22 protein-coding genes are annotated in these 17,439 nt (G+C 70.8%); 19 read left to right on the top strand and 3 right to left on the bottom strand.

Translation table 11 applies throughout. The features are described from left to right. Window positions 1-5 precede the first annotated feature (5 nt). From ACFQW6_RS22615 to ACFQW6_RS22605, 3 genes are read right to left on the bottom strand one after another with little or no spacing between them, the layout of a single operon-like run. Window positions 6-953: a heme A synthase gene (locus ACFQW6_RS22615; RefSeq protein ID WP_378550912.1), complete on the bottom strand. Its 948-nt coding sequence runs from the start codon at window positions 951-953 to the stop codon at window positions 6-8. Further along, window positions 953-1,777 carry an ABC transporter permease gene (locus ACFQW6_RS22610; protein ID WP_378550910.1) on the bottom strand — a complete coding sequence of 275 codons (825 nt, stop codon included), beginning with the start codon at window positions 1,775-1,777 and terminating at the stop codon, window positions 953-955. Before ACFQW6_RS22610 ends, ACFQW6_RS22615 begins: the two co-directional genes overlap by 1 nt. Next, a complete protein-coding gene (locus ACFQW6_RS22605) occupies window positions 1,774-2,712 on the bottom strand; it encodes an ABC transporter ATP-binding protein (RefSeq protein WP_378550908.1) in 939 nt (312 codons plus the stop codon). The genes ACFQW6_RS22610 and ACFQW6_RS22605 overlap by 4 nt, the downstream gene beginning before the upstream one ends. 64 nt (window positions 2,713-2,776) lie before the next feature. Between ACFQW6_RS22605 and ACFQW6_RS22600 the strand changes: the two genes are divergently transcribed. The 19 genes from ACFQW6_RS22600 (at window position 2,777) to ACFQW6_RS22510 (ending at window position 17,437) form a co-directional block, all read left to right on the top strand. Continuing rightward, the gene (locus tag ACFQW6_RS22600; protein ID WP_378550906.1) at window positions 2,777-3,787 is read left to right on the top strand and encodes an ATP-binding cassette domain-containing protein; all 1,011 of its coding nucleotides are present in this window, start codon (window positions 2,777-2,779) and stop codon (window positions 3,785-3,787) included. Next, window positions 3,784-4,608, top strand: coding sequence for an ABC transporter permease (locus ACFQW6_RS22595; protein WP_378550904.1), 825 nt, complete (start codon window positions 3,784-3,786; stop codon window positions 4,606-4,608). Before ACFQW6_RS22600 ends, ACFQW6_RS22595 begins: the two co-directional genes overlap by 4 nt. Window positions 4,609-4,698: 90 nt before the next feature. Beyond that, entirely contained in the window at window positions 4,699-5,406 is a 708-nt protein-coding gene (locus ACFQW6_RS22590) for a helix-turn-helix transcriptional regulator (protein ID WP_378550902.1), read from the top strand. Next, window positions 5,403-6,821 carry a Fe-S cluster assembly protein SufB gene (gene sufB / locus ACFQW6_RS22585; RefSeq protein WP_378550900.1) on the top strand — a complete coding sequence of 473 codons (1,419 nt, stop codon included), beginning with the start codon at window positions 5,403-5,405 and terminating at the stop codon, window positions 6,819-6,821. The genes ACFQW6_RS22590 and sufB overlap by 4 nt, the downstream gene beginning before the upstream one ends. Before the next feature lie 82 nt (window positions 6,822-6,903). Continuing rightward, entirely contained in the window at window positions 6,904-8,127 is a 1,224-nt protein-coding gene (sufD, locus tag ACFQW6_RS22580; RefSeq protein WP_378550898.1) for a Fe-S cluster assembly protein SufD, read from the top strand. Next, on the top strand, window positions 8,127-8,462 hold the full coding sequence (locus ACFQW6_RS22575; RefSeq protein WP_378550896.1) for a non-heme iron oxygenase ferredoxin subunit: 336 nt from the start codon (window positions 8,127-8,129) through the stop codon (window positions 8,460-8,462). Before sufD ends, ACFQW6_RS22575 begins: the two co-directional genes overlap by 1 nt. After that, window positions 8,459-9,220, top strand: coding sequence for a Fe-S cluster assembly ATPase SufC (sufC, locus tag ACFQW6_RS22570; protein WP_378550894.1), 762 nt, complete (start codon window positions 8,459-8,461; stop codon window positions 9,218-9,220). The genes ACFQW6_RS22575 and sufC overlap by 4 nt, the downstream gene beginning before the upstream one ends. A gap of 65 nt (window positions 9,221-9,285) precedes the next feature. Next, window positions 9,286-10,524, top strand: coding sequence for a cysteine desulfurase (locus ACFQW6_RS22565; RefSeq protein ID WP_378550892.1), 1,239 nt, complete (start codon window positions 9,286-9,288; stop codon window positions 10,522-10,524). Next, window positions 10,521-10,976 carry a Fe-S cluster assembly sulfur transfer protein SufU gene (sufU, locus tag ACFQW6_RS22560; protein WP_378550890.1) on the top strand — a complete coding sequence of 152 codons (456 nt, stop codon included), beginning with the start codon at window positions 10,521-10,523 and terminating at the stop codon, window positions 10,974-10,976. Before ACFQW6_RS22565 ends, sufU begins: the two co-directional genes overlap by 4 nt. Continuing rightward, window positions 10,973-11,356, top strand: a complete 384-nt coding sequence (locus tag ACFQW6_RS22555) for a metal-sulfur cluster assembly factor (RefSeq protein WP_378550888.1) — start codon at window positions 10,973-10,975, stop codon at window positions 11,354-11,356. The genes sufU and ACFQW6_RS22555 overlap by 4 nt, the downstream gene beginning before the upstream one ends. A gap of 145 nt (window positions 11,357-11,501) precedes the next feature. After that, window positions 11,502-11,921 (top strand): hypothetical protein, encoded by a 420-nt coding sequence (locus ACFQW6_RS22550; RefSeq protein WP_378550886.1) that lies wholly within the window; start codon window positions 11,502-11,504, stop codon window positions 11,919-11,921. Between the two features lie 54 nt (window positions 11,922-11,975). Next, on the top strand, window positions 11,976-12,758 hold the full coding sequence (locus ACFQW6_RS22545; RefSeq protein WP_378550884.1) for an aminoglycoside adenylyltransferase domain-containing protein: 783 nt from the start codon (window positions 11,976-11,978) through the stop codon (window positions 12,756-12,758). 17 nt (window positions 12,759-12,775) lie between these two features. Further along, entirely contained in the window at window positions 12,776-13,171 is a 396-nt protein-coding gene (locus tag ACFQW6_RS22540; protein WP_378550882.1) for a hypothetical protein, read from the top strand. A gap of 31 nt (window positions 13,172-13,202) precedes the next feature. Next, on the top strand, window positions 13,203-13,748 hold the full coding sequence (locus ACFQW6_RS22535; protein ID WP_378550880.1) for an NYN domain-containing protein: 546 nt from the start codon (window positions 13,203-13,205) through the stop codon (window positions 13,746-13,748). A gap of 69 nt (window positions 13,749-13,817) precedes the next feature. Further along, window positions 13,818-14,744 carry an ABC transporter ATP-binding protein gene (locus ACFQW6_RS22530; protein ID WP_378550878.1) on the top strand — a complete coding sequence of 309 codons (927 nt, stop codon included), beginning with the start codon at window positions 13,818-13,820 and terminating at the stop codon, window positions 14,742-14,744. Next, window positions 14,744-15,613 carry an ABC transporter permease gene (locus ACFQW6_RS22525; RefSeq protein ID WP_378550876.1) on the top strand — a complete coding sequence of 290 codons (870 nt, stop codon included), beginning with the start codon at window positions 14,744-14,746 and terminating at the stop codon, window positions 15,611-15,613. The genes ACFQW6_RS22530 and ACFQW6_RS22525 overlap by 1 nt, the downstream gene beginning before the upstream one ends. Next, window positions 15,610-15,852: a helix-turn-helix transcriptional regulator gene (locus ACFQW6_RS22520; RefSeq protein ID WP_378550874.1), complete on the top strand. Its 243-nt coding sequence runs from the start codon at window positions 15,610-15,612 to the stop codon at window positions 15,850-15,852. Before ACFQW6_RS22525 ends, ACFQW6_RS22520 begins: the two co-directional genes overlap by 4 nt. A 29-nt stretch (window positions 15,853-15,881) precedes the next feature. Further along, window positions 15,882-16,487, top strand: a complete 606-nt coding sequence (locus ACFQW6_RS22515) for an acVLRF1 family peptidyl-tRNA hydrolase (protein WP_378550872.1) — start codon at window positions 15,882-15,884, stop codon at window positions 16,485-16,487. Window positions 16,488-16,528: 41 nt separating this feature from the next. After that, the gene (locus tag ACFQW6_RS22510) at window positions 16,529-17,437 is read left to right on the top strand and encodes a phosphotransferase (RefSeq protein WP_378550870.1); all 909 of its coding nucleotides are present in this window, start codon (window positions 16,529-16,531) and stop codon (window positions 17,435-17,437) included. Window positions 17,438-17,439 lie beyond the last annotated feature (2 nt).

Raw genomic sequence — 17,439 nt, 5'->3', positions numbered from 1 at the left:
TCCCGTCAGGGACCGATGCGGGTGGCGGCGTGCGTCTGGGGCACGCCGTCCGCCCGCGCCTCGTCGGCGCCGCGGTGGGGCAGCACGGCGAGGGCGATGCGGGCCAGGCCGGCCGCGAGGAGCCCCGCGCCGAGCATGTGGAGGGCGACGAGGCCGACGGGCAGGTCCAGCCAGTACTGCACCCAGCCGAGGACGCCCTGGAGCAGCTCGATGAGCAGCACCAGCCCGGTCACGCGTGCGAGCCACGGGTGCCCGCCGCGCAGCGCCGCGACCAGCAGGGCGACGGTCAGCGCGACGAGGACGTACACCGAGGTCGCGTGGAGCTGCGACACCGTCGCCGGGTCGAGGCCGTTGCGGGGCGACTCGGTGTCGCCGGCGTGCGGACCGGCCCCGGTCACGACCGTGCCCAGGTAGAGCACCACCCAGCCGGACGCGAACGTCGCCCAGGCGAGGGCGCGCGGCCGCGGCGGTGCCATCCCGCGGGTGGGGCTGCGCAGCTCGTCGATCAACGCGACGCAGACCATGATGATCGCCATCGACAGCAGGAAGTGACCGGCGACGACCCAGGGATTGAGGTCGGTCAGCACCGTGATGCCGCCGAGCACCGCCTGCAGCGGGATGCCCAGGCCGATCACCAGCGCCAGCCGCGTCGCGCGGCGGTGCCGCGCGCCGAGGGCGGCGAGGAAGCACAGGACGGCGACCGCGGCGAGGGCGAAGGTCAGCAGCCGGTTGCCGAACTCGATGGCGCCGTGCAACCCCAGCTCACCGTGCGCGACGTACGACGCGTCGGTGCATCGAGGCCACGTCGGGCACCCGAGTCCCGAGCCGGTGAGCCGGACGGCCGCGCCGGTGACGACGATGCCGATGTTGGCGAGGAGGTTCGCCACGGCGAGCGGCCAGAGGAACCGCCCGAAGCGATCGAGCAGGGTGCGGTCGAGCAGGGTGCGTCCCATCATTCCCACCTGAAGGTCCGGGCCGTGAGCAACGTGCCGAGCAGCGCCCAGGCGGCGAGCACGAGCAGCGAGCGGCCGTCGATGTCGGCGTACATGAGCGTGGAGCGCATGGCCTCGCCGAGGGCGCCGGACGGGAGCCACTGGATCAGCCCTCCGGCGTCGCCGTAGGTGCTGGTCGGCAGCAGCACGCCACCACCGACCATGAGGAGCAGGTAGACGAGGTTGGCCAGCGCGAGGGTCGCCTCGGCGCGCAGCGCGCCGGCGACGAGCAGCCCGAGGGACGCGAAGGCCGCGGTGCCCAGGCCGACCGTGAGCACCAGCCCGACCACGGTGTGCGGCGGGCTGGCCAGGGAGGGCTCCCAGCCCAGGACCAGCGCGACGACCACGAGCACCACGAGCTGCAGGACGACGACGTTGAGCAGCGCCAGCACCTTGCCCAGGAGCAGGCCGTGGCGGGGGAGGGGGGAGGAGCCCAGCAGCTTGATCACGCCGTAGCGGCGCTCGAAGCCGGTGGCGATGGCCACGGACGTGAACGCGGTCGACATCACTGCGAGGGCCAGCACGCCGGGGGTGAGGAGGTCGACCGGCGCATGACCCTCGAAGGTGCCGCCGAGGCGACCCGCAGCGGCGACACCTCCCACCAGCGCGATCACCGGGATCACGATCGCGAGCAGCAGCTGCTCGCCGTTGCGCAGCATCAGCCGCGCCTCCATGCGTGCCTGCGCCAGCACCATCCGGGCGAGGCCCGCGCCTCCGGGGGCCGGGGTGAAGGTGCCGGTCGGGCGGGCGTCGGCGGGAGCGGTCCCGGCGGGAGGAGTGCTCATGAGGCCAGCTCCCGGCCGGTGAGCTCGAGGAAGACGTCCTCGAGGGTTCGCTGGCCCAGGGTGAGCGTCTGGGGGAGCACGGCGTTCTCCTCGCACCACCGCGAGACGCGGCCGAGCGTGGTGGCGTCGGCGGGGCCGTGGATGAGCATGCTCACCTCGTCGAGCTGGCGCACCTCGGTGAGCGGTCCGAGCTCCCTGCGCAGCGACTCGGGGGCGCCGTCCGGGAACGGCCGGTTGACGACCAGCCGGATCGTCGCGGAGTGGCCGCCGCGGGTCAGCTCGGCCGGGGTCCCGGAGGCGATCAAGGTGCCGCGGTCGATGATGTGGATGCGGTCGGCCAGGTGCTCGGCCTCGTCCATGTGGTGGGTGGTCAGCACGACCGTGACGCCGTCGGCGCGCACCTCCTCGAGCATCGCCCACGTCGTGCGCCGGGCCTGGGGGTCCATGCCGGCGGTCGGCTCGTCGACGAACACCAGCTCGGGTCGTCCGACGAGCGCGATCGCCAGGCCGAGGCGCTGCTTCTGGCCCCCCGACAGCCGGCGGTAGGGGGTCCGGCCGCAGTCGCCCAGGCCCAGGCGGTCGACCAGCATGCTCGTGTCGAGCGGGTGCGCGTGGAGCGAGGCCATGTGCTCCAGCATCTCCACGGCGCGTACGCCGCTCCAGGCGCCGCCGCTCTGCAGCATGACGCCGATCCGGGGGAGCAGCTCCGCGCGGTCGCGCTGCGGGTCGAGCCCGAGCACGCGGACCGTCCCGCGCTGGGCCACCCGGTAGCCCTCGCAGGTCTCGAGCGTCGTGGTCTTTCCCGCGCCGTTGGGTCCGAGGACGGCGGTGATCGATCCCCGCGCCACCTCGAGCGACAACGCGTCGACGGCCACCTTGTCGCCGTACGCCATCACCAGACCGTCGATCTCGACGGCGGGGGAGGCGGGTGGCACGCACTGATTCTAGGTGCGCCTTAATCAGGAGCGACTGTCGGTCCCCGCGGCTAGCGTGGTCGCCATGACGCGATCCGCGATCGAGGCGGAAGGCCTCGTCAAGCACTTCGGTGACACTGTGGCCGTGGACGGGGTGTCCTTCGCCGTTCCCGAGGGCTCGGTGCTCGGGCTGCTCGGGCCCAACGGCGCGGGCAAGACCACCACCGTCCGGATGATGACCACCCTGACCCGCCCGACCGCGGGCACGGGACGCGTCGCCGGCCACGACATCCAGGCCGACCCGGCGGCCGTCCGACGCAGCATGGGGCTGACCGGGCAGGCTGCGACGGTCGACGAGCTCCTGACAGGTCGGGAGAACCTCCGCCTCATCGGCAACCTCTACGGCCTCGACCCCTCCTACATCCGGCGCGCGAGCGACCAGCTGCTCGAGCGCTTCTCGCTCGCCGACGCCGGCGACCGCACCGCGAAGACCTACTCCGGCGGCATGCGGCGACGGCTCGACCTCGCGGTCAGCCTGATCGCGACGCCGCCCGTGCTGTTCCTCGACGAGCCGACCACGGGCCTCGACCCGCGCTCGCGTGTGGAGCTGTGGGAGGTGCTGCGCGAGCTCGTCGCGGATGGGACCACCCTGCTGCTGACGACGCAGTACCTCGAGGAGGCCGACCAGCTCTCCGACAACATCGTCGTGATCGACCGCGGCACGGTCATTGCCGAGGGCACGCCGCTGGAGCTGAAGGACCAGTCCGGTGCGGCCGCGCTCGTCGTGACCGTCTCGCACGCCGGCGACCTCCAGACCGCTGAGGCTCTGCTGCGCCCCCACGTCCGCGAGGTGCACGTCGACGTGGGCGCGCGCCAGCTCACGGCGCCCTCGGAGGGCCTGGGCCACATGACACGCGTGGCCGGGATCTTCGACGAGAGCGGCATCGTGCTCGACGACATCGGGCTCAAGCGTCCGAGCCTCGACGACGTCTTCCTCCACCTCACCGGGCACCGCGCCGAGCAGGAGACCGACGACGCAGCCCAGGGCGACCACGCAGACCAGCTCGACCAGACCGCAGGAGGAAGGGCCCGATGACCACGCTCGAGCGACCGGAGATCCGCCCCACCGGGCTGCTGTCCCAGTCCTGGGCCATCGCCCGCCGCAACTTCCTGCACATCCGGCGGATGCCCGAGATGCTGCTCGACGTCACGATCCAACCGGTGATGTTCGTGCTGCTCTTCGCCTTCGTCTTCGGCTCGTCTATCGCCGTCGACACGGAGGCCGGCTACCGCGCGTTCCTCCTTCCCGGGATCATGGCGCAGACCGTCGCCTTCGCCTCGTTCATCGTCGCCGTCGGGCTCACCTCCGACCTCGAGAAGGGCATCGTCGACCGGATGCGGTCGCTGCCCATCAACCCCGCGGCCGTGCTGGTCGGCCGCAGCATCTCGAGCCTGGCCCACTCCTCGATCGGCCTCGTCGTCATGTCGTTGACGGGCCTCCTCATCGGCTGGCGCATCCACACCGACGTGTTCCAGGCGGCCTTCGGCTACCTCCTGCTCCTCGGCTGGGGGTTCGCGATGATCTGGGTCGGCATCTGGGTCGGCTCCGCGTTGCGCTCGGTCGAGGCGGTCAACGGCGTCATGTTCGCGACGATCTTCCCCATCACGTTCCTGGCCAACACGTTCGCGCCGACCGACCAGATGCCGACCGCCCTGCGGTTCATCGCCGAGTGGAACCCGATCTCCTCGCTGACCCAGGCCGTCCGCGTGCTCTGGGGCAACGACCAGCCGCTCGCCGAGGGCGCGGCGTTCCCGATGCACCACCCGATCCCGTTCACCATCGGCTGGATCATCCTCATCGCCGTCGTCGTGGCGCCGCTGGCCATCCGCACCTTCCGCGCCCGCACCGCGGACTGAGCACGCGACCGGGGTCGACTCCGCAGTGGGCCGGGTCACTTAGGGGACCCTTGCTTGAACGACGGGAAGCATTAACGACACACTGGCGTTGTGGAATTCGTGAGGACGTCGACGGCACAGCGTGAGGGCGATGCGCCCACGCGCGACCGTGTGGCGCGCACGATCCTCGAGAACGGTCCCTCGACCGCCGCCGACCTGGCCCTCCGGCTCGACCTCACGCCCGCCGCCGTACGCCGTCACCTCGACCACCTCGCCGACGAGGGGATCGTGGAGTCGCGCGACCAGAAGGTCTACGGCACCCGCGGACGTGGCCGACCCGCGAAGGTCTTCGCGCTCACCGAGATCGGTCGCGACAGCTTCGACCAGCAGTACGACGACCTGGCCGTGCAGGCCATGCGGTTCCTGGCCGAGACGCAGGGCGAGGAGGCCGTCGTCGAGTTCGCGCGGCGCCGGGTCGCCTTCGTCGGGCGCGACTACGCCGACATCATGGCGGTCGACCCCGACCTGACGCCCGCCGAGGCTCTGGCACGGGTCTTCACCCAGAACGGCTACGCCGCATCGGTGCGCGAGCTCCCGGTCGTGGGGGAGCAGCTGTGCCAGCAGCACTGCCCGGTCTCCCACGTCGCCCACGAGTTCCCGCAGCTCTGCGAGGCCGAGACCGAGGCGATCGCCTCCGTGCTCGGCACCCACGTCCAGCGGTTGGCGACCATCGCCCACGGCGACGGCGTGTGCACCACGTGCATCCCCCAGACCCTCAAGACGGACCAGAAGACGGTCCCGACAAAGGAGCAGGCATGACCTCCATCGAAGAACTCAACCCGGAGCTCAAGGGCATCGGCAAGTACGAGTTCGGCTGGTCCGACTCCGACACCGCCGGCGCCACCGCGACGCGTGGTCTCAACGAGGACGTCGTGCGCGACATCTCCGGCAAGAAGTCCGAGCCGCAGTGGATGCTCGACCTGCGCCTGAAGGGCCTCAAGCTCTTCCACCGCAAGCCCATGCCCACCTGGGGCTCGGACCTGTCGACGATCGACTTCGACAACATCAAGTACTTCGTCCGCTCCAGCGAGAAGCAGGCGACGTCGTGGGAGGACCTCCCCGAGGACATCAAGAACACCTACGACAAGCTCGGCATCCCGGAGGCGGAGAAGCAGCGTCTCGTCGCCGGCGTCGCCGCGCAGTACGAGTCGGAGGTCGTCTACCACTCGATCCGCGAGGACCTCGAGGAGAAGGGCGTCATCTTCGTCGACACCGACACCGCGCTGAAGGAGCACGAGGACCTCTTCAGGGAGTACTTCGGCACCGTCATCCCGGTCGGTGACAACAAGTTCTCCGCGCTCAACACCTCGGTGTGGTCGGGTGGCTCGTTCATCTACGTCCCCAAGGGTGTCCACGTCGACATCCCGCTGCAGGCCTACTTCCGGATCAACACCGAGAACATGGGCCAGTTCGAGCGGACGCTGATCATCGCGGACGAGGACTCCTACGTGCACTACGTCGAGGGCTGCACCGCCCCGATCTACTCCTCGGACTCGCTGCACTCCGCGGTCGTCGAGATCATCGTGAAGAAGGGCGCCCGCGTCCGCTACACGACCATCCAGAACTGGTCCAACAACGTCTACAACCTCGTCACCAAGCGGGCGACCTGCGAGGCCGGCGCCACGATGGAGTGGGTCGACGGCAACATCGGCTCCAAGGTGACGATGAAGTACCCCGCCATCTACCTCATGGGGGAGCACGCCAAGGGCGAGACGCTGTCGATCGCGTTCGCCGGCGAGGGCCAGCACCAGGACGCCGGCGCCAAGATGGTGCACGCGGCGCCGCACACCTCGTCGTCCATCCTGAGCAAGTCGGTGGCGCGCGGCGGCGGTCGTACGTCGTACCGCGGGCTGATCCAGGTCAACGAGGGCGCCCACGGCTCGAAGTCCAACGTGCTGTGCGACGCGCTGCTGGTCGACCAGATCAGCCGCAGCGACACCTATCCCTACGTCGACATCCGCGAGGACGACGTGTCGATGGGCCACGAGGCCAGCGTCTCCAAGGTCTCCGACGACCAGCTGTTCTACCTCATGTCGCGCGGCATGGAGCAGGACGAGGCGATGGCGATGATCGTGCGCGGCTTCGTCGAGCCGATCGCCAAGGAGCTGCCGATGGAGTACGCCCTCGAGCTCAACCGCCTGATCGAGCTGCAGATGGAGGGCGCGGTCGGCTGACCTGCCGGCCCCGCCGCCTGACCCGTGGTCGTGACGTCCCGCCCCGGCGGCCGTCACGAGACCGAAACGAGAAAGTAGAGCTTTGACCGTCACCACTGATTCCGTCCGCTCCGCGCTGGAGCAGGGCCCCGAGCACGGCAAGGTGGAGAGCCACCTCCACCCGGCCGGCTCGTTCGTCGTCGCCGACCACGAGGCCCCGACCGGCCGTGAGGAGATCTGGCGCTTCACGCCGCTCAAGCGGCTCAAGGGCCTGCACGCCGACGCAGAGTTCATGCGGTCGGCCACCTCGTGCACCTGGAACACCCCCGAGGGCGTTCGCGTCGAGGGCGTGTCCGGCGACGAGGCGCGGGGCCTGCGCGGCATCTCCGGCCTGGTGCCCAACACGCGCTGGGCGGCCCGCGTGCTGGCCGAGGTGCCCTCGAGCCTGCTCATCGACGTGCCTGCGGACACGGAGGTCGCCGAGCCGATCGTGGTCGACCTCGACGGCGAGGACGTCTCGGTCACCGAGGCCGGACACGTCGCCATGCGCTTCGGCGCCCACAGCAAGGCGATCGTGGTCCTCAACCACACCGGCTCCTCCACCATCGCCGCGGTCGTCGAGATCAAGGTCGGTGACGGCGCCGACGTCACCGTCGTCTCGATCCAGGACTGGGCCGACGACGCCGTCCACCTGTCGCACCACCAGGCCGTCGTGGGTCGCGACGCGACCTACAAGCACGCCGCGATCTCCTTCGGCGGCGACCTGGTCCGGATGGACGCCAACGTGACCTACGACGGTCCCGGCGGCTCGGCCGAGCTGCTCGGCCTCTACTTCGCCGACGCCGGTCAGCACATCGAGCACCGGATCTTCGCCGACCACACGGCTCCGCGCACGAAGTCGCACGCCGTCTACAAGGGCGCGCTGCAGGGCGAGAAGGCGCACACGGTCTGGGTCGGCAACGTGCTCATCCGCAAGGTCGCCGAGGGCATCGAGACCTATGAGGAGAACCGCAACCTGGTGCTCACCGACGGCTGCCGGGCCGACTCGATCCCCAACCTGGAGATCGAGACCGGCGAGATCGAGGGTGCCGGCCACGCGTCGGCCACCGCGCGCTTCGACGACGAGCAGCTCTTCTACCTCCAGTCGCGTGGCGTCTCCGAGGCGGAGGCACAGCGCCTGGTCGTGCACGGCTTCTTCAACGACCTGATCCGCCAGGTGGGCGTGCCGTCCATCGAGGACCGCCTGCTCACCACCGTCGAGGCCGAGCTCTCCAAGAACGTCCTCAAGGACATCGGATCGCTCGCCGCCTTCGGATCGGACGACTGATGGCGTACGAACGGGTCTGCTCCCTCGACGAGGTGAACGACGACCAGGGTCTCGCGGTCACCGTCGGTGACCACGAGATCGTCATCGCCCGCAACGGCGACGAGGTCTTCGCGCTGCAGAACGAGTGCAGCCACGCCGCGGTCGCCCTCAGCGAGGGCGAGGTCGCCGACTGCCAGATCGAGTGCTGGCTGCACGGGTCGATGTTCGACCTCCGCACCGGCAAGCCCACCAACCTCCCGGCGACCGAGCCGGTTGCCACCTTCCCCATCGAGGTGCGCGGCACGGACGTGTACGTCGACACCGACACCACCCTGAACGGAGTCACCCCCGCATGAGCAAGCTCGTCATCACCGACCTCCACGTCACCGTCGAGACCGAGGACGGTCCCAAGGAGATCCTCAAGGGCGTCACCCTCACCATCCAGGAGGGCGAGACCCACGCGATCATGGGGCCCAACGGCTCGGGCAAGTCGACGCTCGCCTACTCGATCGCCGGGCACCCGAAGTACACGATCACCGGCGGCTCGGTGACCCTCGACGGCCAGGACGTGCTGTCGCTCTCGGTCGACGAGCGCGCCCGTGCGGGCCTGTTCCTCGCCATGCAGTACCCCGTCGAGGTCCCGGGCGTGTCGGTGTCCAACTTCCTCCGCACCGCCAAGACGGCCATCGACGGCGAGGCCCCCAAGCTGCGCACGTGGGTCAAGGACGTCAACGGCGCCCTCGAGCGGCTCAACCTCGACCCGTCCTTCGGCACGCGGAGCGTCAACGAGGGCTTCTCCGGTGGCGAGAAGAAGCGCCACGAGATCGCCCAGCTCGAGCTGCTCGACCCCAAGGTCGCGGTGCTCGACGAGACCGACTCCGGCCTCGACATCGACGCGCTGAAGATCGTCGCCGAAGGCGTCAACCGCTTCCGCGAGCGCGAGGGCAAGGGCGTCCTGCTCATCACCCACTACACCCGCATCCTGCGCTACATCGAGCCCGACTACGTCCACGTGTTCGTCGACGGCAAGGTCGCCGAGTCCGGCGGCAAGGAGCTCGCCGACGCTCTGGAGGCCGAGGGCTACGACAAGTACCTGAAGGCCGCGCAGGTCTGAGACCACCGTTGGTCGAGGAGTGCGCGCAGCGCCCGTCACGAGACCAGGACCAGAAAGGAAGGCCGATGGAAGGACTGCTCCCGGATCTCGACGTGATCCGCAAGGACTTCCCGATCCTCGAGCGCACGCTCGCGGGCGGAGTGCCGCTGGTCTACCTCGACAGCGCCAACACCTCGCAGAAGCCGCAGGTCGTCATCGACACGATGGTCGACCACCTCGAGCGGCACAACGCCAACATCGCCCGCGCGATGCACCAGCTCGGGGCGGAGTCGACCGAGGCCTACGAGGCGGCGCGCGACCAGGTCGCGAGCTTCCTCAACGCGCCGTCGCGCAACGAGGTGATCTTCACCAAGAACGCCACCGAGGCGCTCAACCTGCTCGCCCGCACGATCGAGCTCGGCCCCGGCGACAACGTCGTCATCACCGAGATGGAGCACCACTCCAACATCGTGTCGTGGCAGCTGGCCTGCGAGCGCTCGGGCGCCGAGCTGCGCTGGTTCGGTCTCACCGACGACGGCCACCTCGACCTGTCGAACGCCGACCAGCTGGTCGACGAGCACACCAAGGTCGTCGCGTTCACCTGGGTGTCCAACATGCTCGGGACGATCAACCCGGTCACCGACCTCGTCGCCCGTGCGAAGTCCGTCGGCGCCCTGTCGGTCATCGACGCCTCCCAGGCCGCGCCACAGCTGCCGGTCGACGTCCAGGCGACGGGGTGCGACTTCCTGGTCTTCACCGGCCACAAGGTGACCGGCCCGACGGGGATCGGTGTCCTGTGGGGGCGTGAGGAGCTGCTCAACGAGCTGCCTCCCTTCCACGGTGGCGGCGAGATGATCGAGACCGTGACCATGGCGCGGTCGACGTACGCCAAGGTGCCGCACCGGTTCGAGGCCGGCACCCCGCCGATCGTCGAGGCCGTCGGCCTCGGCGCAGCGGTCGACTACCTCGGCCACATCGGTCTGGACGCCATCCACCGCCACGAGCAGGCGATCACGGCGTACGCCCTCGAGGGACTGCAGTCCGTGCCGGGCCTCACCGTCCTCGGCCCGCTCGACGCCGCGCAGCGCGGCGGGGCGATCTCGTTCGAGCTGGCTGGTGTCCACCCGCACGACATCGCGCAGGTCCTGGACTCGCGCGGCATCGCGATCCGTGCCGGCCACCACTGCGCCAAGCCGGCGCACGCCCGCTTCGGCGTGCAGAGCTCGAGCCGGATGTCGTCCTACCTCTACACGACGCCGGCGGAGATCGACGCGCTGGTGGAGGGCCTCCACCACACCCGCAGCTACTTCAAGGTGGACGGATGAGCACCGACCTCGACGCGCTCTACCAGGAGATCATCCTGGACCACTACAAGAACCCGCACCACAAGGGCCTGCGCGACCCGTTCGAGTCCGAGGTGCACCACGTCAACCCGACCTGCGGCGACGAGGTGACGCTGCGCGTCCACCTGTCCGACGGCGTGGTGGAGGACGTGTCCTACGACTCCGTGGGCTGCTCCATCTCGCAGGCGTCGGCGTCCGTGCTGACCGACCTCGTGATCGGCAAGCCCGTCGACCAGGCGATGCAGGTCCACCAGACCTTTCTCGAGCTCATGCAGGGCAAGGGACAGGTGGAGCCCGACGAGGACGTCCTCGAGGACGGCATCGCGTTCGCCGGTGTCGCCAAGTTCCCCGCACGCGTGAAGTGCGCGCTGCTCTCCTGGATGGCGTGGAAGGACGCGACCACCCAGGCCCAATCAGAAGGAGCCCCCTCATGACCAACCCCCAGGGCACCGACCACGGCGACCTCCCCGACGTGCCCGAGGCCGGGCAGGGCGGTGGCACCTCGACGGTGACCGTCGACGACGTCACCGAGGCGATGAAGGACGTCGTCGACCCCGAGCTCGGGATCAACGTCGTCGACCTCGGCCTCGTCTACGGCGTGCACCTCGACGAGCACAGCAACGCCGTCCTCGACATGACCCTCACCTCGGCGGCCTGCCCGCTGACCGACGTCATCACCGACCAGACCGAGTCGGCCCTCGAGGGCCTCGTCGGCGACGTCGCGATCAACTGGGTCTGGATGCCCCCGTGGGGCCCCGACAAGATCACCGACGACGGCCGCGAGCAGCTCCGCGCGCTCGGCTTCAACGTCTGAGCCTCCGTTCCCGGGAGCGAGCCACGATGCAGCGGTGGTCTCGCCCCTAGGGGGGTAGGACGTCTGTCCCGGTCGGGACGCGCGGGTCTACGGTGCCGGGACGGCCCCGCACGGTGCGGGACCGCTTCGTCGCAGGGGGTATCGCATGAAACGGATCGTGCCCACGGCGCTGACCACCGTCGCGCTCCTCGTCCCCACCTCCGTCCTCGCGCCCGCGGCCACCGCTGCTCCCGCGGAGGCAGGCACCGCGATCACCGGCACCTGGAAGGGTCAGGTGTTCGGCGACAACGGCGCCGACGCGGGCTACCGAGCCCGGGTCCGCATCGTCAAGCGCAACGGCGAGCTGCGCGGGCGCGTGGCTTCGGGCGGCTGCTACGGCGTCTGGCGCTACCGGGGCCGTTCGAACGGCTGGTACCGCTTCGCCGAAGTCATCACGCGCAACACGACCGGTGACTGTGCGAGACGCGTTGGTGTCAAGGTCCGCCGGGACGACGCCAAGCTGCGCGTCGTGTGGCGGGAGCGCACCTCGGGCGACACCGCGACGATGCTGGCGCGCAAGGTCTGACGGCAGGCCGATAATCCGTGGCGCCGCCGCCCGTCGCGAGCGCACACTCCATCCGTGCTCAACCCCCACCCCACGCGCTACGCCGAGCTCAACGGCGTGCTGCACGACCTCGTGACGGGCGCCCAGGAGGCGCTCGGCGACTCGTTCGTCGGCGCCTACCTGCAGGGGTCGTTCGCGCTCGGGGCGGGTGACCTCCACAGCGACTGCGACTTCCTCGTCGTGGTGCGGGAGCGGCCCGACGCGGAGCAGGAGGCCGCGCTGCGGCGGCTCCACGCCGACCTGCCGCACCGCGACGGCTTCTGGCACGGCCACCTCGAGGGCTCGTACGCCGTCGCCGGCGACCTCGCCACCGTGGCCGGGCTGGGCCGCGAGTGGCTCTACGTCGACCACGGCTCGGATGTCATGGCGTGGTCGGAGCACTGCAACCAGCCGTGGACCCGGTGGATCCTGCGCGAGCACGGCATCACGCTCGTCGGCCCGTGCCCGGTGGAGCTGATGGAGCCCGTCCCGGACGACGTGCTCCGCGACAGCGCGCGGGCGGGGCTCGCGTCGCTCACCGACGACGTCCTGGGCTGGTGCCCGCCGACCATCGCGTGGTGCCAGCGCTACCTCGTCGTGCAGGCCAGCCGCAGTCTCTACACCATCCGGACCGGCGAGGTGGCCAGCAAGCGCGACGCGTTGAGGTGGGTGATGGTGCACGGCGACCCCGGCTGGCGACCGCTGCTGCAGCAGGTGCTCGCCGACCGCGACCTCGGTCTGGACCCCAAGGCGCCGCCGCGCCCGGGCTCGATGGAGGCCGCGCGGGACTACGCGGCGTACGTCGCCGCCGTGGCCTGACTGGCTACCCTTCGGGCATGGATCACGAGGTCGACCCCAGCGCCGTCGAGTTGTCCGAGATCGAGTTCGACCACGAGGAGCTGCGGGTCTTCTGGGACCTCGCCCGCTTCCACGCCAAGCTCAACGCCGCGCCGACCTACTTCGGGCCGACGACGCTGGAGTCCGTGCCGCCTCCGGCGTGGGCGTACGGCGACTCGGCGGAGTCCGACGCCTACGTCGCGACGGTGCTCGCCGACGAGCGGGGCAGCACGACCGCGGCGGTGGACGACTACGCGGGCGACCTCCCGCAGCCCGGTGTCCTGTCCATCCTCTGCGACGGCTCCGGCCGACCGCGCGCGCTCGTCGAGGTCAGCGACGTGAGCGTCACCGGCGACGACGTGACCGAGTCGTTCAGGGTCGTCTACCAGCCCTGAGCCGGGCGGCCGCGTGTGGGAGAGTCCTCGCATGGCTGAGCGGATGACCTACCTCCTCGTCGACGGGGAGAACATCGACGCCACCCTGGGCACCTCGATCCTGGGCCGGCGCCCGCGTCCGGAGGAGCGGCCGCGGTGGGACCGGCTCCTGGAGTGGGCCGAGCGGGCGTTCGACCAGGACGTCTCGGGGTTGTTCTTCCTGGCGGCCACGACCGAGCTGCCCACCAGCTTCGTCCAGGCCCTGCTCGCGATCGGCTTCAAGCCGATCCCGCTCAGCGGTGAGGGCAAGATCGTCGACATCGCCATCCAGCGCACCGCCGAGGCGCTCGTCCACCGCGAGGCCGATGTGGTGCTGGTCAGCCACGACGGCGACTTCGTCGACCAGGTCTCGGCACTGTGCGACGGCACCCGCCAGGTCGGCGTCATCGGGTTCACCGAGTTCGTGAACTCGCAGTTCCGCAACCTGCCGGGCCTGCGGATCTTCGACCTCGAGTACGACCTCGGTGCCTTCAACTCGCCGCTCCCACGCACGCGCGTGATCCCGATCGACGAGTTCGACCCGCTCGACTTCCTCTGAGCTCGAGCCCGCGGGGCCAGCATGTAGCACTGTTGCTACAGCGATAGCACGTGGACTACATTTCGTTGGGTGAGCACGTCGACTGGAGCCGTCATCGACGTCCGCGACCTGCGCATGCGCTACGGCGACAAGGACGTGCTGGCCGGGGTCGAGTTCTCGATCCACGCCGGCGAGGTGGTGTGCCTGCTCGGCCCGAACGGCGCCGGCAAGACCACGACCATCGAGATCCTCGAGGGGTTCCGCGAGCGGTCGGCCGGCGCGGTGGAGGTGTTGGGGGAGGACCCGGCCCGAGCCAGCGAGGCGTGGCGCGCCCGCACAGGCGTGGTGCTGCAGTCCTGGCGCGACCACGCCCGATGGACCCCGCGCAGTCTCCTCGACCAGGTGGGCGGCTACTACGCGGCGTACTCGACGGCCGACCGGCAGCGCCCGGTGCCGACCGACGAGCTCCTCGACGTCGTCGGCCTCGTCGACCTGGCCGACCAGAAGATCGCGACGTTCTCGGGCGGCCAGCGGCGGCGGCTGGACGTGGCGATGGGGATCGTCGGCCGGCCCGAGCTGCTCTTCCTCGACGAGCCGACGGCAGGCTTCGACCCGCAGGCGCGTCGCGAGTTCCACCAGGTGGTGCACCGCCTCGCGGACCTGGAGCACACGACCATCCTGCTGACGACGCACGACCTCGATGAGGCCGAGAAGCTGGCCGACCGGGTGCTCATCCTGGCCGGCGGTCGCATCGTCGCCGACGACACCGCCGAGCGCCTCGCCCTCCGGGCCGCCCTCGAGGTGGAGGTCAAGTGGTCGCGGGGCGGTGAGCGCTTCGTGCACTCGACGGACGACGCCTCCGACTTCGTGCGCCGGCTGCTCAACGAGCCGGGCGAACCGGTGGTTGACCTCGAGGTCCGCCGCGCCAGCCTCGAGGACGCCTACCTCGAGCTGGTCCAACGGCACGAGGCGGGCCGGTCCGACGAGGCCGTCCGCGTCTTCAGGCAGGTGGTCTGATGTCTGCGACCTCCGGCGGGCCGGCCGTGCTGCACGCCGTACGGCTCGGGCTGCACCGCGGGTGGACCGAGTTCGTGCTGAGCCTGCGCAGCTCGCAGGACCAGTGGTTCTACCTCTTCACGGCGTTCCTGGCCGTCGGCTACCTCTACCTGCGACGTGACACGCCCGTCGACGACACGGGTCTCCTGCTGCCGTCCGTGGCCCTGCCGAGCATCCTGGCCGGGCTCATCGCGTTCGGCCTGGTGATCGGTCCCGCCTACAGCCTGGCGATGGAGAAGGAGGACGGCACGCTCCTGCGCGCCAAGGCCGTGCCCAACGGGCTCACGGGCTACTTCACCGGACAGCTGCTGTTCCACTCCGCCAGCCTCTTCCCGCAGATGGTCGCCGTCCTCGTCCCGAGCTTCCTGCTCTTCGACCACCTCATGTCCCACCCCAGCGGCTGGTTCACCGTCGTGTGGGTCACGGTCCTGGGCCTGCTCGCCCTGCTGCCGATCGGCATGGTGATCGGCGCGCTCGTGCCCGGGGTGCAGAAGGTCGGCATGTGGGGCATGCTGCCGATCATCGCGCTGGCCGGCATCTCGGGGATCTTCTACCCCGTGCAGGAGCTCTGGGGCTGGGTGCAGGTGGTGGCGCAGGTGTTCCCGATGTACTGGCTCGGCCTCGGGATGCGCTCTGCCTTCCTGCCAGACAGCTACGTCGCGGCGGAGATCGGCGGCTCCTGGCGCACCTGGCAGACGGTGGCCGTCCTGAGCGCCTGGGCGGTCGTCGGCGCCATCCTCGCGCCGGCGGTCCTGCGCCGCATGGCGCGGCGCCAGTCCGGGTCGACGGTCGCAGCAGCACGCGAGGCAGCGACGCAGTGGGTCAAGTGAGCGACACCGTCCACAACCGGATCATGCTGCTGCGTGCCGAGCAGGGGGTCTCGCGACGCCAGCTCGCGGACGCCCTCGGCGTGCACTACCAGACCGTGGGCTACCTCGAGCGCGGCGAGAACAGCCCCAGCCTCGACCTCGCGCTCCGGATCGCCGAGTTCTTCGGCGTGCCCGTCGAGGCGGTCTTCTCGCTGGCTCCCTTCCCACGCGTCAGCGACCAGTCCGGACGCGGGGCATGACGCGAGACCTGACGCGGTAGCGTCACGGCGTGCCGTCCGTCCTGGTCCCTGCCGCGCGCTGGGAGCGGTGGGTCGCCAACTTCGCCACCGGCCACGGCGGTGCGGAGCTCACCGTCACCGACGGCGAGCTGCGTGGACAGGCGGTAGACGGCTCCCACTTCACGGCCCGACTGCCCTTCGCGGGCGCGTACGACGGCCCGCCCGAGGCCGGTGACTTCGCGGCCGCGGCCGGGGCACCTGGGGAGTGGGGCGTCCTGCTCGTCCGCAAGGGCGGCTTCGCCGTCGCACGGATGGGCGGCGCCGCCCTCGTCGAGCACAAGATCGGCCAGCGCCACGTGCAGGGACGCACAAAGGCGGGCGGCCAGAGCCAGCAGCGCTTCGCCCGCCGCCGCGACAACCAGGCGCGGCAGGCCTACGAGGCGGCCGCCGACCATGCGGCGCGGATCCTCGGCGGCGTACGCCTCGTCGTCGCCGGCGGTGACCACCCTGCCGTCGATGCCGTGCTCACCGACCAGCGGCTGTCGTCGGTGAGGGTCGTGGACCCGTGGCTGGCGGTGCCCGACCCTCGCCGCGCGGTGCTGGACCAGGCGATCCTGGACGCGCAGTCGGTCGCCGTCGACGTGACCAACGCCTGAACGTACCCATCCCGGGCCCTCGACCGGCTAACGTCACGTCCATGTGGCAGCCGGAGCCGGGATGGCAGCGCCTCCCGGGCGCAGGTCCGGCCACCGTCGGCGTCTGGTCGGCCACCCACCGCGAACAGGACGTCGTCGTCAAACGGCTGCGCCGGCCCGAGCCGCAGGACGCGCCAGGCGTCCTCGTCCCGGGCGACGTCAACTACTGGCGGCGTGCTGCCGATGTCGCACTCAGCGGGGTGGTGGCCAGCGCCCCGGGCCTGCGGGAGGCGCCCGTGGTGCGCGTCGACGAGGACGAGGAGGGCATCACCCTGGTCCACGAACGGGTCGAGACCCACGCCCCGCCGGGCCTGTGGCTCGCGGCCTGCCTCGGACGCTTCGCCGCCGTCGACCTGGGGGAGCACCCGTGGCTGGCGCGCGACCAGCTGCGCAGCCGGCTCCGCCTCGTCGAGCGGCGCGGCGGCTGGCGGACCCTCGCCCGCACTCCCATGGCCGACATCGCCGATCACCTGTGGACCCGCCGCGAGGCGTGGCTGGACCGCTGCGACGCCCTCCCGCGGGTGGCCCAGCACGGCGACCCGTCGGCCGCCAACATCCCGGGACGGCACGGGGACGGCGCCGTCGCGATCGACTGGGCGCACCTCGGTCGGGGCCCGGTCGGCGCCGACCTCGGCTACCTGTCGCTGGCGACCCGCGAGGACGTCGAGCCCCTCGTGGCGGCGTACGTCGCCGCGCTGCCCGCCGGGCTCGCGAGCCCCGACGACGTGGTGACCGGTGCGCGGGTGATGGCTGTCTACACGGCCCTGACCCGGCTCGACTGGGCGCTCGCCCGGGTCGCGGAGGGCGAGGGTGCGCTCGCCGGCAAGTTCCGCCACCCGAGCGTGGCGCCGTACATCCGCTCCATGCAGCGCCAGGTCGGTCAGATCGAGGCGCTCCTCGGCGAGCGCTGACC

Origin of the sequence: Nocardioides sp. GCM10028917, from assembly GCF_042666175.1 — a bacterium.
In the GTDB taxonomy this organism is placed as follows: Bacteria; Actinomycetota; Actinomycetes; order Propionibacteriales; family Nocardioidaceae; genus Nocardioides.
This window is presented reverse-complemented; position numbering and strand designations above follow the sequence as displayed.

What these genes read in the sequence shown, in the direction of transcription:
- ACFQW6_RS22565 (WP_378550892.1), top strand. Translation starts at nt 9,286, where the DNA reads ATGGAAGGACTGCTCCCGGATCTCGACGTGATCCGCAAGGACTTCCCG.
- ACFQW6_RS22525 (WP_378550876.1), top strand. Translation starts at nt 14,744, where the DNA reads ATGTCTGCGACCTCCGGCGGGCCGGCCGTGCTGCACGCCGTACGGCTC.
- sufU (WP_378550890.1), top strand. Translation starts at nt 10,521, where the DNA reads ATGAGCACCGACCTCGACGCGCTCTACCAGGAGATCATCCTGGACCAC.
- ACFQW6_RS22575 (WP_378550896.1), top strand. Translation starts at nt 8,127, where the DNA reads ATGGCGTACGAACGGGTCTGCTCCCTCGACGAGGTGAACGACGACCAG.
- ACFQW6_RS22535 (WP_378550880.1), top strand. Translation starts at nt 13,203, where the DNA reads ATGGCTGAGCGGATGACCTACCTCCTCGTCGACGGGGAGAACATCGAC.
- ACFQW6_RS22540 (WP_378550882.1), top strand. Translation starts at nt 12,776, where the DNA reads ATGGATCACGAGGTCGACCCCAGCGCCGTCGAGTTGTCCGAGATCGAG.
- ACFQW6_RS22595 (WP_378550904.1), top strand. Translation starts at nt 3,784, where the DNA reads ATGACCACGCTCGAGCGACCGGAGATCCGCCCCACCGGGCTGCTGTCC.
- ACFQW6_RS22550 (WP_378550886.1), top strand. Translation starts at nt 11,502, where the DNA reads ATGAAACGGATCGTGCCCACGGCGCTGACCACCGTCGCGCTCCTCGTC.
- sufB (WP_378550900.1), top strand. Translation starts at nt 5,403, where the DNA reads ATGACCTCCATCGAAGAACTCAACCCGGAGCTCAAGGGCATCGGCAAG.
- ACFQW6_RS22610 (WP_378550910.1), bottom strand. Translation starts at nt 1,777, where the DNA reads ATGAGCACTCCTCCCGCCGGGACCGCTCCCGCCGACGCCCGCCCGACC.
- ACFQW6_RS22615 (WP_378550912.1), bottom strand. Translation starts at nt 953, where the DNA reads ATGGGACGCACCCTGCTCGACCGCACCCTGCTCGATCGCTTCGGGCGG.
- sufC (WP_378550894.1), top strand. Translation starts at nt 8,459, where the DNA reads ATGAGCAAGCTCGTCATCACCGACCTCCACGTCACCGTCGAGACCGAG.
- ACFQW6_RS22600 (WP_378550906.1), top strand. Translation starts at nt 2,777, where the DNA reads ATGACGCGATCCGCGATCGAGGCGGAAGGCCTCGTCAAGCACTTCGGT.
- ACFQW6_RS22510 (WP_378550870.1), top strand. Translation starts at nt 16,529, where the DNA reads ATGTGGCAGCCGGAGCCGGGATGGCAGCGCCTCCCGGGCGCAGGTCCG.
- ACFQW6_RS22555 (WP_378550888.1), top strand. Translation starts at nt 10,973, where the DNA reads ATGACCAACCCCCAGGGCACCGACCACGGCGACCTCCCCGACGTGCCC.